This is a genomic window from Neptunicella marina, from assembly GCF_014270035.1.
GTDB classification, from domain to species: domain Bacteria; phylum Pseudomonadota; class Gammaproteobacteria; order Enterobacterales; family Alteromonadaceae; genus Neptunicella; species Neptunicella marina.
Map to the genome: position 1 here is coordinate 13,494 of NZ_JACNEP010000004.1, position 14,851 is coordinate 28,344.

The 14,851-nt window shown below is 44.7% G+C and carries 10 protein-coding genes; 3 read left to right on the forward strand and 7 right to left on the reverse strand.

Translation table 11 applies throughout. From position 1 onward, the window contains the following. Window positions 1-2: 2 nt before the first annotated feature. From H8B19_RS06200 to H8B19_RS06210, 3 genes are all read right to left on the reverse strand, one after another. Window positions 3-1,676, reverse strand: coding sequence for an AMP-binding protein (locus H8B19_RS06200; protein WP_186505938.1), 1,674 nt, complete (start codon window positions 1,674-1,676; stop codon window positions 3-5). Window positions 1,677-1,758: 82 nt separating this feature from the next. Then, window positions 1,759-1,962, reverse strand: a complete 204-nt coding sequence (locus tag H8B19_RS06205) for a hypothetical protein (RefSeq protein WP_186506153.1) — start codon at window positions 1,960-1,962, stop codon at window positions 1,759-1,761. Between the two features lie 56 nt (window positions 1,963-2,018). Further along, window positions 2,019-2,870, reverse strand: coding sequence for an SPFH domain-containing protein (locus tag H8B19_RS06210; protein ID WP_186505939.1), 852 nt, complete (start codon window positions 2,868-2,870; stop codon window positions 2,019-2,021). Between the two features lie 174 nt (window positions 2,871-3,044). Here H8B19_RS06210 and H8B19_RS06215 point away from each other — a divergent pair, with 174 nt between their 5' ends. Next, a complete protein-coding gene (locus tag H8B19_RS06215) occupies window positions 3,045-4,265 on the forward strand; it encodes a glycoside hydrolase family 18 protein (RefSeq protein ID WP_186505940.1) in 1,221 nt (406 codons plus the stop codon). Here the strand turns inward: H8B19_RS06215 and H8B19_RS06220 are convergent. From H8B19_RS06220 to H8B19_RS06235, 4 genes are all read right to left on the reverse strand, one after another. Then, entirely contained in the window at window positions 4,231-5,739 is a 1,509-nt protein-coding gene (locus H8B19_RS06220; protein ID WP_186505941.1) for a tryptophan halogenase family protein, read from the reverse strand. The two genes, H8B19_RS06215 and H8B19_RS06220, sit on opposite strands and share 35 nt — an antisense overlap. A gap of 18 nt (window positions 5,740-5,757) precedes the next feature. Beyond that, window positions 5,758-6,774 (reverse strand): cupin-like domain-containing protein, encoded by a 1,017-nt coding sequence (locus H8B19_RS06225; RefSeq protein ID WP_186505942.1) that lies wholly within the window; start codon window positions 6,772-6,774, stop codon window positions 5,758-5,760. Beyond that, complete coding sequence (locus tag H8B19_RS06230) at window positions 6,771-8,321, reverse strand: tryptophan halogenase family protein (protein ID WP_186505943.1); 1,551 nt, start codon at window positions 8,319-8,321, stop codon at window positions 6,771-6,773. Before H8B19_RS06230 ends, H8B19_RS06225 begins: the two co-directional genes overlap by 4 nt. A 132-nt stretch (window positions 8,322-8,453) precedes the next feature. Next, the gene (locus H8B19_RS06235; protein ID WP_186505944.1) at window positions 8,454-11,711 is read right to left on the reverse strand and encodes a TonB-dependent receptor; all 3,258 of its coding nucleotides are present in this window, start codon (window positions 11,709-11,711) and stop codon (window positions 8,454-8,456) included. Between the two features lie 577 nt (window positions 11,712-12,288). Here H8B19_RS06235 and H8B19_RS06240 point away from each other — a divergent pair. Together H8B19_RS06240 and H8B19_RS06245 are read left to right on the forward strand one after the other, a co-directional pair. Further along, window positions 12,289-13,527: an aminotransferase class V-fold PLP-dependent enzyme gene (locus H8B19_RS06240; RefSeq protein WP_186505945.1), complete on the forward strand. Its 1,239-nt coding sequence runs from the start codon at window positions 12,289-12,291 to the stop codon at window positions 13,525-13,527. 156 nt (window positions 13,528-13,683) lie between these two features. Then, window positions 13,684-14,844, forward strand: coding sequence for an alpha-hydroxy acid oxidase (locus tag H8B19_RS06245; RefSeq protein WP_186505946.1), 1,161 nt, complete (start codon window positions 13,684-13,686; stop codon window positions 14,842-14,844). The last annotated feature ends 7 nt before the right edge of the window (window positions 14,845-14,851 follow it).

The window sequence follows — 14,851 nt, forward strand, 5'->3', positions numbered from 1 at the left end:
CCTTAATTTGTTTGCCAGCTTATTTTTTCGGGCAATGGTTGGGCGTAAAGACTGGCGTAGTATTTTTCAATGTTTTGTCTGCGGATTTTGAGTGTTGGTGTGAGCAATTCGTTTTCAACTGTCCAGGGCTCATTCACTATCCACATACCATCCAGTTTTTCATGTTTGGGCAGATGCTGATTCACTTCCTGAAGTTGCAGCTGCAGACGGTCACTCACCTGCTCTGAACTTAGAGACTGACCGGCGTCATTTAATACAACCAGTGCAACCGGTTGTTTAAGATTAGTACCCACAACACATAATTGGTCGATAATATCGCAGTGAGATAACGTGCCTTCAATCGGTGCTGGTGCGACATATTTACCTTTAGCCGTTTTAAAAATATCCTTCAGGCGACCAATGATGCGAATATAGCCTTCTGAGTCAATTTCGCCCTGATCGCCGGTACGAAAATAACCATCTTCGGTAAATACCTTTGCGGTTTGCTCCGGTTGCTTGTAATAGGCTTTCATCAGGCAGTTCCCTTTGATTTGGATTTCCTGTTCTTCGCCAATACGGATATCGATATTTGGCAGAGGTAAACCTATCGTTGCTCTTTTATCGGAGCGGTAGGGTAGTTGTGTCGTGCCTGCCGCGTTTGTTTCTGTCATTCCCCAGCCCTGACATATATTTATGTCGAGATTCTCATACCAACCTATTACCTCATCTGATAATGGGGCTGAACCGGAAGCAAATAGTTTAGTGCTGGATAATCCCAGTGCTTTTTGAATTTTTCGCTTGATCAGGTAATTAACCAGCGGAACCTTTAATAATAAATCGAGTTTTTTCTGGGGTAATTTAAGTAACACTTCTGAGCGGAATTTTTGCCACAGTCTGGGAACAGAAATAAAAATAGTAGGTGAGCAGTGACTCAGATCCTGTGTAAAGCTTGCCAGTGATTCAACAAAATACAGCTGCATGTGGGCGTTGTTTTGTGAAATATATAAACTGACTCCCTGACCTAACACACGTTCCGTAATGTGTGCGAGCGGCAAATAAGATAAATAACGCTCATTACATAGCGGCATCTGGCTACCCAGATTTTCGACAAAATTTAAACAAGCGTTGATATAGGCCTGATAATCATGCACCACTCCTTTGGGGACGCCGGTACTGCCAGAGGTGTATATTATTGTCATGGTGTCACTTAGCTTCACTTCTGGCCATTGTGATGTGGAGGAGGAGGCACCTTGAATCTCTGACCATTGATAATCACATGTGACCCGGCAACCAGGCAGAGAAATTGACAGTATCTGTGCTTCAATGCAGTTTTGGTAATTTTCTGCATTATCCAGCTTACCGATGAATATTGCTTTAGCTTCACTGTGGCGAAGTATGTATTGAAGAGTGTCACGATCTGCCGCTGGAAAGACAGGTACGCTGACAGCGCCGGCCAGTCCAATTGCCCAGTCAGCAATCATCCACTCCATGCTGTTTTTCGCGAAAATGGCAACCTTATCCCCGACCTTAATTTTCTGAATTTGCAAAAATGTGGCGGCTTTTTGCATTTGTTCAGCAACCTGAGTAAAGCTGTATTGATGTCGCTCGCCATTGACAGGTTGGTTCATAAAAATTTTTGAAGGATGCTGGCGGGTCAGTTCCAGTAATTGTCTGGCAGGGGTACGGGCTGAATTCATCGTATCTGAGCTTTTAAAATTTATAATACGTTCAGATATTTAAGCACTTAATTTTTAAGATTGGCAAGTTAATGATTAAATTTCACTCTTTGTTAGCCGGGGTGTTATCAATGACTTCGGTTACAACTTTTTGCACTAACTTTACCCTGCCTTGTTTTACGAGTGCATCGCGTAAGACAAATTCAATTTGCGCGTTCAGGCTGCGCAAATCATCGTCCGCCCAGCGTTGCATGGACGCCAGAACATCTTCATTTATTCTCAGTGGATAGGCTTTTTTGGCCAAAATAACCTCTCTGTCTGCTAAAACAGACCGATGGCGCTGCCATCGGTCAAAATAGATTGCTAATAAATACTACCGGTATTAACTATCGGTTGTGTGGCCTTGTCGCCGCATAATACCACTAGTAAGTTACTGATCATGGTTGCTTTTCGCTCTTCATCCAACTCAACAACCTGTTTTTCCTGTAGTTTGTCCAGTGCCATTTCGACCATGCCTACGGCACCTTCAACAATTTTGGTACGGGCTGCAATAATTGCTGAGGCTTGCTGGCGTTGTAACATCGCATGGGCAATTTCTGGTGAATAGGCTAAGTGACTGATTCGGGCTTCATGCACGGTTACCCCGGCTTTTCCTAATCTTTCCTGAATTTCATTTTTTAATACATCCGAAATGGTCTGTGGGTGACTTCGTAGCGAAATATCATCGTCGTTTTGCGGATCATAAGCATAGCTGCTGGCCATATTACGCAGAGCCGATTCGCTTTGAATACTGACATAACTTTCAAAATCATCGACTTCAAATACCGCTTCCGCTGTATCAGTGACAGACCATACTACAATAGTGGCAATCTCAATCGGATTGCCCTGATTATCGTTCACCTTAATTTTGCCACTTTCAAAATTGCGAATACGCAGAGAGACAGTGCGGCGCATGAAAAACGGGATGGTCCAGCGCAGTCCGTTACGTTTCTCTGTGCCGACATAACTACCAAATAACGTCATTACCTTGCCCTGGTTTGGCTGAACCATAAAAAATCCTCCCCAGCAAATGGCGGTTAGTATCGACAATATTGCGGAGGGAATTGGCATAATGTGATGGATAAACTGATAAGCAAATGTAAATTGTAAAACGGGCAACACGACAAAAAAGGCAATGTAACCGTTTAGGGAAAAACCTTGTTTTTCTGTAACCATGATATTATCTCCAATTGATATCATTTTGATATCAATTTAGTTTGATGCATGTTCAATGTAAAGCATAATTTTTGTTCACTTAAGTTAACTTGATATAAGTTTTTGATATTTAATGAATTAATAGACAGTGTTAATCTTAAAATTATTATTTTTACATCGGACAGGGATGACGGGATGCGCTTATTTGATGAGCAAAATAGTGTCAGGTTAACAACAAAGTTACTAATTTGTTTAGCCTTGTTCGTGGTAAATTCAGTCCATGCTAAGCAAGCGGTTATCGCCAGTTACTATGCCTCCGATGGCAATATTGAAGCTATCAAACAGTTACCCGCCCATAAGCTTACTCACATTTTGTATGCCTTTATTGCAATATGCGGTGATAACAGTGGTGCAGATAAGCAAACCCAATTAGCGATTAAAAAAGCCTGTAAAGATAAGAAAAACTATTCCGCTGTATTATTTAATCCTGCAGCTAAAGCTGAGCTGGATGCGTTTAAGCAGTTAAAACAACAACATGCACAACTTAAGGTATTACCTTCGTTTGGTGGCTGGATATTGTCACAACCTTTTCATGACATAGTTAAAACTCAGGATAACCTGGCATATTTCGTAAAATCAGCGGTTGAATTAATCGCAGAGTATGACGTATTTGATGGTATTGATATTGACTGGGAGTACCCCGGTGGTGGTGGCAATCAGCAACCAATCTTAGATGGAGCTGCGGCAGACAACGAACGCATTCAGTATACCAATATGATGAAGTTGCTTCGCCATAAGATGGATCAACTCGCACTAAAAACAGGACGAACCTATCTGTTAAGTGCCGCTGTCAACGGTATGCCCTATAAGGTGAACGCCATTGATTGGCGCGGTGTTATTCCTTACATGGATTATGTTTTTGCCATGACCTACGACTTTGCTGTTGGTGACGGACGTGCCGCCCATCACACCAATTTATTCAGTGACGCCTCCGGTTCAATGAGCGCATCGGCGATGCTGGAAAATTTGCTAGTTGCGGGGGTTCCGTCACAAAAGCTGGTGATGGGCGCAGCGTTTTATGGTCGTGGCTGGACCCAAAGTGGCTGGCAGGGCGAGGCTTTTGCCGACAATAGTCAGTCAGTGTCTACTGGCAGTTATCAATACAGAGAATTGATCGATCAGCCGCCAGCCGGATATGTGTATGGTTTTGATAAAAAAGCGCAAGCGCCATACTTTTACAATTCTGCTAATGATGGATTTATCTCTTTTGATGATGCGCGTTCAATTGAAGCCAAAGCCCGATGGGCTAAACAAAAGGACTTAGCCGGGATATTTTCCTGGCAGATCCGTCAGGACAATGGAGATTTGCTGGATGCGATGCTTAAAGGTTTTGCAGCAAAGCCTGATGTGCAGTGAAATTTAACCCACAGCGGCGAATAAAATCATGCACATTGTTCAGCTCATGCTGATATAGGTGTTTATCAAATTGTGCTTGCGGGTTTTTCGCAGGGAATATGCCATAACCGGCCAGCATACAAGCCCAGGATTTGGCCTGATAACTACCCATTAACTGCTGTTTGTGCATCTCTCCAGCAAAGTCAGGACTATGCTGCCACAAATGCAGGATATGTTTGAGCTTGTCGGATATGTGCGGGTTATTGGCGTTATCGCGCCAGTAGTTAGTATCGCGGCGCTGATTGGCTTTATAGTGGCATACGACATAATCGCGGATGCCATCAAAACGTTTATTGATATCCTGATTAAAGGCGTCCTGATACTGATGAGTGAACTGCCCTTGCTCAAAGCACCGGATAAACTGCGCGATAGTATTAAAGGTCAGTGCTATGGCTGTCGCTTCTAAGGGTTCAATAAAACCCTGGGATAATCCCACTGCTAAACAGTTTTGCTGCCAGTGTTTTGTTACCCGACCTACCTTCATCTTCAGATGTCTGGCTTCAACATCGCTTTCGGTTAAATCCAGATGCTGCCTTAGCTCGGTTTCGGCCTGACTGGCATCAGTATAATCGCTGGCATACACATAACCATTGCCAAAGCGATTACGCAGAGGGATTTGCCATGCCCAGCCATTAGTAAGTGCAGTGGAGCGGGTGGCAACCGGCGTTGGTGTGGTGATTTCCGAGGGTAACACTACAGCTGCATCATTAAATAATGTGTCTTTGTAACTGCTAAATTCAACTTTTAGTGCTTGTTGTAACAACAACGAATTAAAGCCTGAACAATCAATAAAAAAGTCTGCGTTAAGCTGAGTGTGGTCATCCAGTTTTACTGCACTGATATTGCCGCTGTTACCTAACAACACATCGGTTACATTGCCTATGATGCGTTTAACGCCTTTTTGCTGCGCATGCTTAGCTAAAAACTGCCCGAGTAAACCTGAATCAAAATGATAGCCATAGGCGATGCCAAACGGAAAAGATTCAGCGGGTAAAGGACCTAAAACCTGCTCGGATAAATAGGTTTCGAGAAAGTACGAATCCGGATGTGCATTCACATCCAGCCCTTGCATCCGTGCACGGATATTTTTAAAAAACAACGGTACGGTAAACACATCGTCGGTTTGGGCAGCAAAGGGATGGAAATAGCTCTCATGGCCTTTTATTTGTGACCAGTTATCAAACCAGATGCCATTTTTATAGGTGGCGTTGCACGCGGTCATCCAGTCTTTATCCGCAACGCCAATTGCATCAAAAAACAGTTTTAAATGCGGCGTACTGCCTTCACCCACCCCAATAATGCCGATATCTTTTGATTCAACTAATGTCACCGCCATATCAGGCCATTGGGTTACCAGTAAATTAGCCGCCATCCAGCCAGCGGTGCCACCACCAACGATCAGAATGTGTTTAGGTTTATTTTGCGCCTGTTGCATGTCGGGTTCGTCGTGCCTTTATTTTTGTAGTTTGTTGATGAAGTAGTCTTTGATGCTGTTGGCATATTCGTCTGATACCTCACCCAGTAAGTGCAATTGATGTTCAGGGATATAACTGGCCGGGTCGATATTCTGGCGGAATAGATAATGATCAAACAGGCAGCGCCAGGCATCACGTTGATGTTGACTAAGGTTACGCATCGCCAGTAACGCCAGATTCAGACTATCGATGGCGCTGGGCGGCATGGCATTAGGTGCAGATGAGCCATTCCACCAGTAATTCATTAGCGCATTGACTTTGCTAAGTGATTCCACATGATGCCACCACAGCATCGGGATAAATATTGCGTCGCCTGCTTCAAGCTCGGCGCTATAAGCCGCTGCCTGGGCTTTTTTATAAAGTGGAAAACGCTCAAAGTCCGGCTGATTGATATCCACCAAACTGGTCGGTGCCCCTGCGGGGGTAAAATTAAGTGGCCCCGGATATAAATGGCAAGTTTGCTGCGGGGGGAACAAGATAAATTGCCGTTTGCCTGCCACGACACACGCCAGATTGTCAGAGCCGTCATAGTGAGCACTAACAATGCCCTCATTGCCCATCCACAAACGTGGTTCAAGCTCAGGGAAAAACGAGCAGGGATTCGCGTCAATCAGGCCGGGTAAAACCTCGCTGGTTTTGGCATTTTGCATAGAAATAGCTGGATACACATCGCGCTCAATCAGCTCCAGCAAACGGCCAAAAAACAAGTCTAAACGTTCCTCACCACTTAAATAATTTACCCCTGTCATATCCTCGTTGTAATAAAAACGTTTATTGGCCGCCGGTGGCGCTACCACCATTCTGGCCTTTTTGCCCTGATAAAACTGATTAAGATAAGCAATCAATTCTGCCGGTGTTTTTTGCGCTGCTGCTACCAGTGGCCAGTCTCTGGTAAAACCACGGATCACAACTGGCTGTTGTGCGGGGGCGATTTCACTAAAAAACTGCTCCGGGGTTAAGGTGGTATATTCTGCGATGGCCTTGTACTGCGTCATTTCGCCATGGCCCTGGTTTGATGTGTATGATGATGAATGGCCGGACAATGCTGGCGAATATACTCAGCGTGTTTGGGCATCTGTATTACCGTATCGTGAATTGTATTCACATTGGTGGTTAGTGTTTTGCTCAGGCTTTGGAAATCAAAGCCATCCACTAACGGATGATATTTTTTGGGGCGAATTTGCATGCCTTCCAAAATAGAATGCCAGCTGTCCGTGCTAAAAAACTGGCCATCACGCACTTGCAACTGGCCGCGCTGTTTAAACAATTGCAGCTGTTGTTTAAGTGAATCGGGTACCGGCATTTGCTGGCAATCACGCCAGAAAGGTGTATCACTGCGCCCGGCAGTGCAATAGTGCAGGATAATAAAATCCCGAATTTCCACATAATCAGCATCGATTTTTTGATTAAACAACTGTTGGTTATCGCTATCAAAATCGGCATCAGGAAAATGCTGAATAAAATGCACCAGCGTTTTGTAAATCAGGTGAATGGCAGTGGATTCGAGCGGCTCTAAAAAGCCACCAGCCAGCCCCAGTGCCAGACAGTTTTTATGCCAAATTTTATGGCGCTTACCCGTAACAAAGGGGATGACTCTGGGCTGATTCAGGACGTTACCGTCAACCTGATTCAATAAGGTGCTAATCGCCTCATCATCCGGGCAATAACGGCTGGAATAGACATAACCATTGCCTGTGCGTTGTTGCAGTGGAATTTGCCAGCGCCAACCGGCATCGAGCGCGGTTGCTATGGTATAGGGTGCAGGTTCTTGTTTATTGTCACTTTGCACCACCACTGCACGGTCACAGGGTAAATACTGTGACCAGTCCTCATAACCTGTTTTAAGTGTTTGCTCAATTAACAGCCCGTTAAAACCGCTGCAATCAATAAAAAAATCGCTGTTAATTAGTTCGCCAGTTTGCAATTGCAGATGTTGAATAAAACCCTTGTTATCTAACTCTGCCTTTTTAACTGTGGCTTCAATGCGTTGTACGCCGCGTTGTAAACATAGTTCGCGCAAATAACGTGCAACTAATACTGCATCCAGATGCAGTGCGTGCGCAGAGTTGCCCAATACCCAGTTGGCCGGATTGCTATTGTTAAGTTGTGGACGCAACATAAAACGCTGATGCTGCGCCATAACCGCATTGGGAGAAAAATCGAGCCAGGTGCTTGCGTGACCATCACTCATCGCTTTTAACCAAACCTGATAAAAATCAAATCCGTTGACATCTTTGCCTACTTTGCCAAAGGGATGAAAATAGTTTTTACCCTGTTGCAACCAGTCATCAAATCGAATACCCAGTTTGAAAGTGGCACAAGTGGCTTGAATAAAATCTCTGAGGTTAATCTGACTGGCGCGCAGAAAATCCATTATGGAAGGTACAGTGGATTCTCCTACGCCTGTGCTGGCGATATCAGCTGATTCCACTAAGGTAATTTTGATATTGCTGCCACCTAAAGTACTGGAAAGCAAAGAGGCAGCCATCCATCCTGCGGTACCACCGCCGACAATACAGATTGTTGTTATTTTGTTTTGCATACTGCTGCCGTTTAAACCCGATGCGTCACTCCTGTGAGGTTTACTACTATTTATTGTTTGAACCTAAAAGTAAACAAACTGCGCAGTATTGCTACCAGGCAGTTTGTTTTCTTTTTAAGTTAAAACCATTTATCAGAAGGTTGCCCGCACTGTTAACGCAAACCGGCGATCAGTGGTAAAGGTAAACCCATCGGTTAAGGTACCTTGCTGATTTTGCTGATATTGAGTTTGAGTCTTCTCATCAAGCACGTTATTTATCTGCAATCCTACTTTGACTTGTTCATTAACGGCATAAAAGAAGCTGGCATCCATCATGCCTTGTGCCTTGGAATATGCCGGAACAAACTCTTCAGATTCACGTAAGGTCAACAGATATTCTGAGCGCCATGTATAGGCTAAACGGAAAGAAATATCATCCTTTTCGTACATACCAACGATGTTGTAGTTTTGGTCTGAATAGCCCTGTAATGGCAGACCCGTAAACTGACGGAACGAATTGCGATTATCACTAATCGGCACACCCGCGCCATCATATTGGATGGCCTGAGTTGGGTTAGTATTCGGATCTTCCAAACCACTCTGGTCAATATAGGTATAGTTAAGTTGCAAGCCCAAACCGCTCATCCAGCCGGGTAACATATCGTAAAACTGACTGTAGGATATCTCGAACCCACGAATGGTGCCGGAACCGGTGTTATCCGGGCCATAGGCCGAAACCGGGAAACGGGTTCCATCGACTTCCACTTCGGTGGAAAATTGTCTGTTGCGAATGATGTTTGACAGTTTTTTATGGAACAGGCCTGCGGTGAGTGACCCTGCCTCGGCAAAATACCATTCAGTGGTTAAATCAAGATTAATTGCATCTTCAGGTTCAAGGAATGGGTTACGGGCATTGGCACTGATTTCAATGTTTTTCAGATCAATAACAGGGTTAGTGGTGTCATCTCTGGCTTCATCAGGATTCTGTAAAACCTGTTGATAGTCCAGGCTAAGTACCATTTTGTTAGCTGAATCGACCAAACTTGGGTAATACAGGCCTTTAGATGCACCGAATCGGATCACCACATCATCTGTTACTCCAAAGCTCAGATTTAGGCTGGGTAACACGGTGGTATAATCGGTACCGTCTACTGTACTGGAGATGGCCTCACCTGATGCTAAAGCAAAAATACTGGGGTATTGATTTAACATGACCTGATATAGCGAACCATTTTCGTCAGTACCGCGACGGGCTGTTGATGGAAAATTAACACCACCGGTCGATTGCAACTGATAGTTAACATAGCGCAGGCCAAAATTACCTTTGACCAACACATCAGACATTTCCACATCAAAGTCAGCACGTACATAAAACTCGGTACGTTCGGTGGTACTGGCACTAATATGTCTTGGGGCAAAATGACTAAATGCGCGATCTGCTAAGTCAGCGTATGGTAATGCACAAGCTCCGCTACCATCCATCGCATTACCTACTGCATTCCAGGTGCCACAGCCATCACGCAAACTTTGTTCGTAGTTTTGCACCAAATCCATACGGGGGAATAAAAAGCTGTTATTAGGCCCAAGCAGGGTATTGCCATCATTGTGGTCAGCAAAGCTGACACGCTCAAATAATTCAGGAACAACCTGTGGTGAGGCATTATATGAGTCCTGTGCTATCCAGGGGGTGCCCAAAGCTTGCCAGCCTTCGTACTCAGTATTACGTACAATTAGCTCTTTTTTGGAATGATACAAGCCGGCTTTTATGGCGCTAAACGCCCCTGCCAGTTTGTATTCCACATCCAGCTGGAAGGTATTAGCCTTAGCTTCATTAAACTCCTCTTGTTGCATGCCACTGCCTAATCGTAAAAACGGATTGGTGTTTTCTTCTACATCAGGTGGCATCGAAGTATTAGCATTCAAAAATTCCAACTGTGGATCCGAACCTCTTAAATCGAGGAAAAATGGTGCATTTTCAGCGGTTTGATTTCCATTCATGATGGAGGTCATGCCGTTATTATGAACCACTTGTTCGGAATCAATATGCTGATAATCGATAGCAACAGTTAGCAGGTCTGTTGGTGTAAAGACCACGTTCAGCGACGTATCCTTAACTTTATTCTCATTAAAGTTATAACGAGAGCGGAATTGAAGCGGGACATTCGGCTCGCTTGCATGACCGACACCGGAGGTCACGTAACCATTCTCATCAACAGTTAAAGGGTGGCCACTGTCGCTTTCATCAAACCATTGAATTGCATTGGGAGCATAAGGTTTAAACGCCTGATCGGCCTGAGTAACAACGTGTTCCCGCCATACTAAAGACGCGGTAGAACTAATATGTTCCAGTGTTGCTGTAATTTTTTCGTCAGGGCTTTGCCATTGCAATGCGGCAGTAAAGCCGCGGCGCTTGCGATCATTTTCAGCCGTGGTCATTGTGTAGCTGGCCGGTGCATACCAGGTGGCACCTTCAGGTTGTCCTTCCAGTTCCTGACCGTCAAACGCTGGAACATAATTAGCGGCATCAGCATCGGTATATTGAACCGCATCCGGGAACCCCAGATTGTCACAGTTCCGCCAATCTGACGCATCAGGTATACATGGCTCAGAATACTGACCAGCATTAATACCAGGGCTGGGTGTACCCCATTCGTCGTATGAAAAAGTATCCAGTGGCCCACGGCTGTGAAAATTACCTAAACCAAAACCATCACCCCGGGTTTGATATTCAGATTGAGAGGCGGCAATCAATAAACCAAATTTGCCCGAATCAGTGTCCCAGTTATCTGAAAAAAGCGCGCTGAATGATGGGGTGGTTTCTTTACGGTAATCGCCATAATTAGCCTGGGCACTGACTGCGATTAAACGTTCATCAGAATCAAAAGGTTTACGTGTTACCAAATTAACCGTACCGGCAATGCCGCCGGAAATCAGGTCGGCAGTTTGGTTTTTTACCACTTCAACGGCGCCAAGTAATTCTGCGGGAAAGTCTTCATAACTTAAACCTCCCCAGGGATTCGCACTAAAACTATCGCGACCATTAATTTCACTGCGAACTCTGTCCAAACCACGTACTAGTACGCTGGTACCCTCATCAGCATAGTGTTTAGGATCGTCTGAAGCAGCAAAACGCTCAATGGTAACGCCTGGCACACGTTGCAGTGCCTCCGTAACTGAGCTATCGGGCAGTGCACCTATGTCTGATGCGGTAATGGCATCTTTTACCGTGTCGGCAAATCGTTTTAGATCCTGAGCGGTTTGAATACTTTGCCGAATTCCACGTATTTCAATGACCTCAGTTGGGTCATCACTTTTCGGTTGTTCTGTAGTGGTTTCCTGAGCTATAACCGGCGCTGAGAGTGCGCATGATATTGCCAGAACAAGATGCTTTTTCTTAAATTTATCAGACATGTTAATCCCTCATCTTATTTTTATATGTGTGGTTACCTGCATAACCTAAGCTGTTATTTTTTTAGTTACTGCTGATATTTGCACTGCATGTCTGACAGCGTTGTCATTTTTTTGAGGTGATAAGTGACAGCGTTGTCATTGTTCAAATAACATACATCGTAATTTTGCACGTGACAAATTTATTGCTTCCTGAGCGTTATTTTTATTGTTACTTTTGTGCGGTTAGGTTTGATGGTGGGCTACCGGGGCTTTGGTAGATAAACGTTGGTGGCATTGTTATAAAAAAACAGTCATTAGACCATGTTCTCTCTTTAATCCTGACTTAATTAAAGTTTATTGGGTTTTATGTGCTACTTATTGCATTTGGTACTGTTATATAACTATTTTATTTAAAGGTGGGCCGGTTTTTTCTTCTCTTTCCTTTAGGTCAGGCTATAAGTTAAGTCTTTTCGTTGTAAAAAAACTTCAATAATTCTGCTTCCCCTTATTGCAACAACTATACGCCAGCTATAAATTGCTGAGAGGTATTGCTCAATTGAGCAATGAATAACAATCAGTGTTGTAAAAAGGATCCACAGTGCAAGTCTCAGTACCAAAGCAAATTGTTCCGCTCGACAGTATTTTACCCGATGAACCCCTGTTAATGATGGGAGCCGGACCGGTTCCTGTGCCGGCACGGGTGGCGGCGGCCAACGGTATTGTGATTAATCACCTTGGCGACACCATGGCGCAGATTATTGAGCAGGTTAAAATCATGTCGCGCTACGTATTCCAGACCCAAAATGGCTACATTTTAGGTGTCGCCGGACCAGGTTCTGCCGCAATGGAAATGGCGGTTGCTAACTTAGTGGTACCTGGCTCCAAAGTGCTAAGCATCTGTAATGGTTTTTTCAGTCATCGCTTAGCGGAAATGGCGCTGCGTTTAGAAGCTGATGTCGTGAAGCTGGAAGTGGCTCAGGGTTTTACCGCAGATCTGGATGTGGTTGAACAATATCTGATACAACATCGCCCACAGGTCATGACCATAGTGCAGGGCGAGACCTCCAATACTGTGTGTAATCATAATCTTGCGGCTATTACTAAACTGGCCAAACAGTACGATTGTTTAGTGATTGTGGATGCCGTTTGTACGCTAAGCACCATGCCGCTGGATATGGATGAGTGGGGTATCGATGCGGTGATTACTGGCGGTCAAAAAGGCTTGTCCTGTATTCCGGGTATTTCACTGGTGGGCTTTTCTGAGCAAGCCTGGCAACTTATTCAATCGCGCACAGATCAGCTGCGGCATTGGTGTCTGGATGCCAAACTGGCGGAGCAGTTCTGGTATAAAAAGTCTTATCATTACACTGCGCCGGTATCTGGCATTCTGGCCATTCATGAAGCGATGCGTTTAATCATTAATGAAACGCTTCCTGTTCGTTTTGATCGTCACCTGCGTTGTTCTCAGGCACTACAAGCTGGCATTGAAGCATTAGGATTGCAGTTATTTGTTAAACCACATAACCGATTGAATTCTGTAGTGGGAATCGAAGTGCCGGATGGCATTGATGCCAAAGCGGTACTTAAATACATGTCGAGTCGCTACCGCGTGGAAATATCCGGTTCATTTGGCCCGAACATAGTGCGTATTGGCCAGATGGGTGAACAATGCCGTGCGCATAATCTGTTCCGTACCTTACATGCATTGGGCGCCAGTTTTATATCCATGGGCTGTAAACTGGATTTACCGGCCGGTGTGGCTGCGCTGGAAAGCACACTGGATCGTTATGAATTTCCACCGGAACAACATTTGTCTGCGGTAAACGCGATTAAATAATTGTTGTTTATAACCGCTCATTTACACCCGTGATTGAGCGGTTGTCGCTTGCTAAAAATGACAGCTAATGGTCTGATAAACATACAAAAATTGGGTTTACACCGGCTGCTAACAGTAATATGAAATATCTGTCTCAGCCTCGTTGAGTATTTTAATATGACAGCTGTTTCCAATGATTATTTTAACCCCTCATTTCCTGATTCTGCATCATTAAGACTGGCCGCAAAAAAACGCATGCCGGGGTTCGCCTTTGATTATCTGGAAGGGGGCTGTATTGACGAAAGAGGGTTGAGCCATAACCGTGACGTATTGCAGGCGGTTAAATTACGTAGCCAGTTATTAAAAGTCTTTGATAAAAGCGATTTGAGTTGCGAGCTTTTTGGTCACACCTATGACCTGCCATTTGGTATTGCACCGGTTGGCCTGCAAGGACTGATGTGGCCTAACGCGCCGGAAATTCTGGCTAAAGCTGCTGCAAATTTAAATATTCCCTATGTGTTAAGTACAGTGTCTTCAACCTCGCTGGAGCGCATTAGCGAAGTGTCAGAGGGCAGAGCCTGGTTTCAATTGTACAATCCAACCAGGAGTGAAATACGTCAGGATTTGCTTAAACGTATTCATGCTGCACGCATTCCTGTGTTGATGGTAACAGTGGATGTGCCTACCTTTGGTTATCGGGTCAAAGACATTAAAAATGGTTTGTCGATGCCCCCCAAAATGACCTTGTCCAATATATTGCAAATGGTGAGCAGGCCGAACTGGCTCTATCACACCGCGTTGTCGGGTAAGCCGAAAATGCAGACATTATTGCCATATATGCCCAAGGGCATGCCGGTGGATCAGCTTGCCGCTTTTATGAATAACACTGTGATGGGGCGGGTCGATATCGAAGGTTTGCAGCCAATCCGTGATCAGTGGCAAGGTCCGTTGATTATTAAAGGTTTAGTCAGTCAGGATGATGTGGAGTTAGCGGTAAAACTGGGCGCCGATGCTGTTATTTTGTCTAATCATGGCGCTCGCCAGCTGGATGCCGGTGAGTCTCCCTTTGAAAACCTGGCAGCTATTAAACAACGTTTTGGTCAGCAACTTAAAATTATGGTGGATAGCGGTATCCGAAGTGGTTCAGAGGTTGCCTGTGCCATGGCCGCGGGTGCCGATTTTAGTTTTCTGGGGCGAACATTTGTTTATGGTGTGGGGGCTCTTGGTGATAAAGGCGGGGTGCATACTATTAATATGCTGAGAAAACAATTTGAGCAAACCATGAACCAGTTACGTTGTCCGGATGTACCTTCATTGCCAGATTATTTGGTGCAATAGTTTAGCT

Coding starts and splice junctions, on each gene's coding strand:
- H8B19_RS06200 (WP_186505938.1), bottom strand. CDS start 1,676: ATGAATTCAGCCCGTACCCCTGCCAGACAATTACTGGAACTGACCCGC.
- H8B19_RS06210 (WP_186505939.1), bottom strand. CDS start 2,870: ATGGTTACAGAAAAACAAGGTTTTTCCCTAAACGGTTACATTGCCTTT.
- H8B19_RS06215 (WP_186505940.1), top strand. CDS start 3,045: ATGCGCTTATTTGATGAGCAAAATAGTGTCAGGTTAACAACAAAGTTA.
- H8B19_RS06220 (WP_186505941.1), bottom strand. CDS start 5,739: ATGCAACAGGCGCAAAATAAACCTAAACACATTCTGATCGTTGGTGGT.
- H8B19_RS06225 (WP_186505942.1), bottom strand. CDS start 6,774: ATGACGCAGTACAAGGCCATCGCAGAATATACCACCTTAACCCCGGAG.
- H8B19_RS06230 (WP_186505943.1), bottom strand. CDS start 8,321: ATGCAAAACAAAATAACAACAATCTGTATTGTCGGCGGTGGTACCGCA.
- H8B19_RS06235 (WP_186505944.1), bottom strand. CDS start 11,711: ATGTCTGATAAATTTAAGAAAAAGCATCTTGTTCTGGCAATATCATGC.
- H8B19_RS06245 (WP_186505946.1), top strand. CDS start 13,684: ATGACAGCTGTTTCCAATGATTATTTTAACCCCTCATTTCCTGATTCT.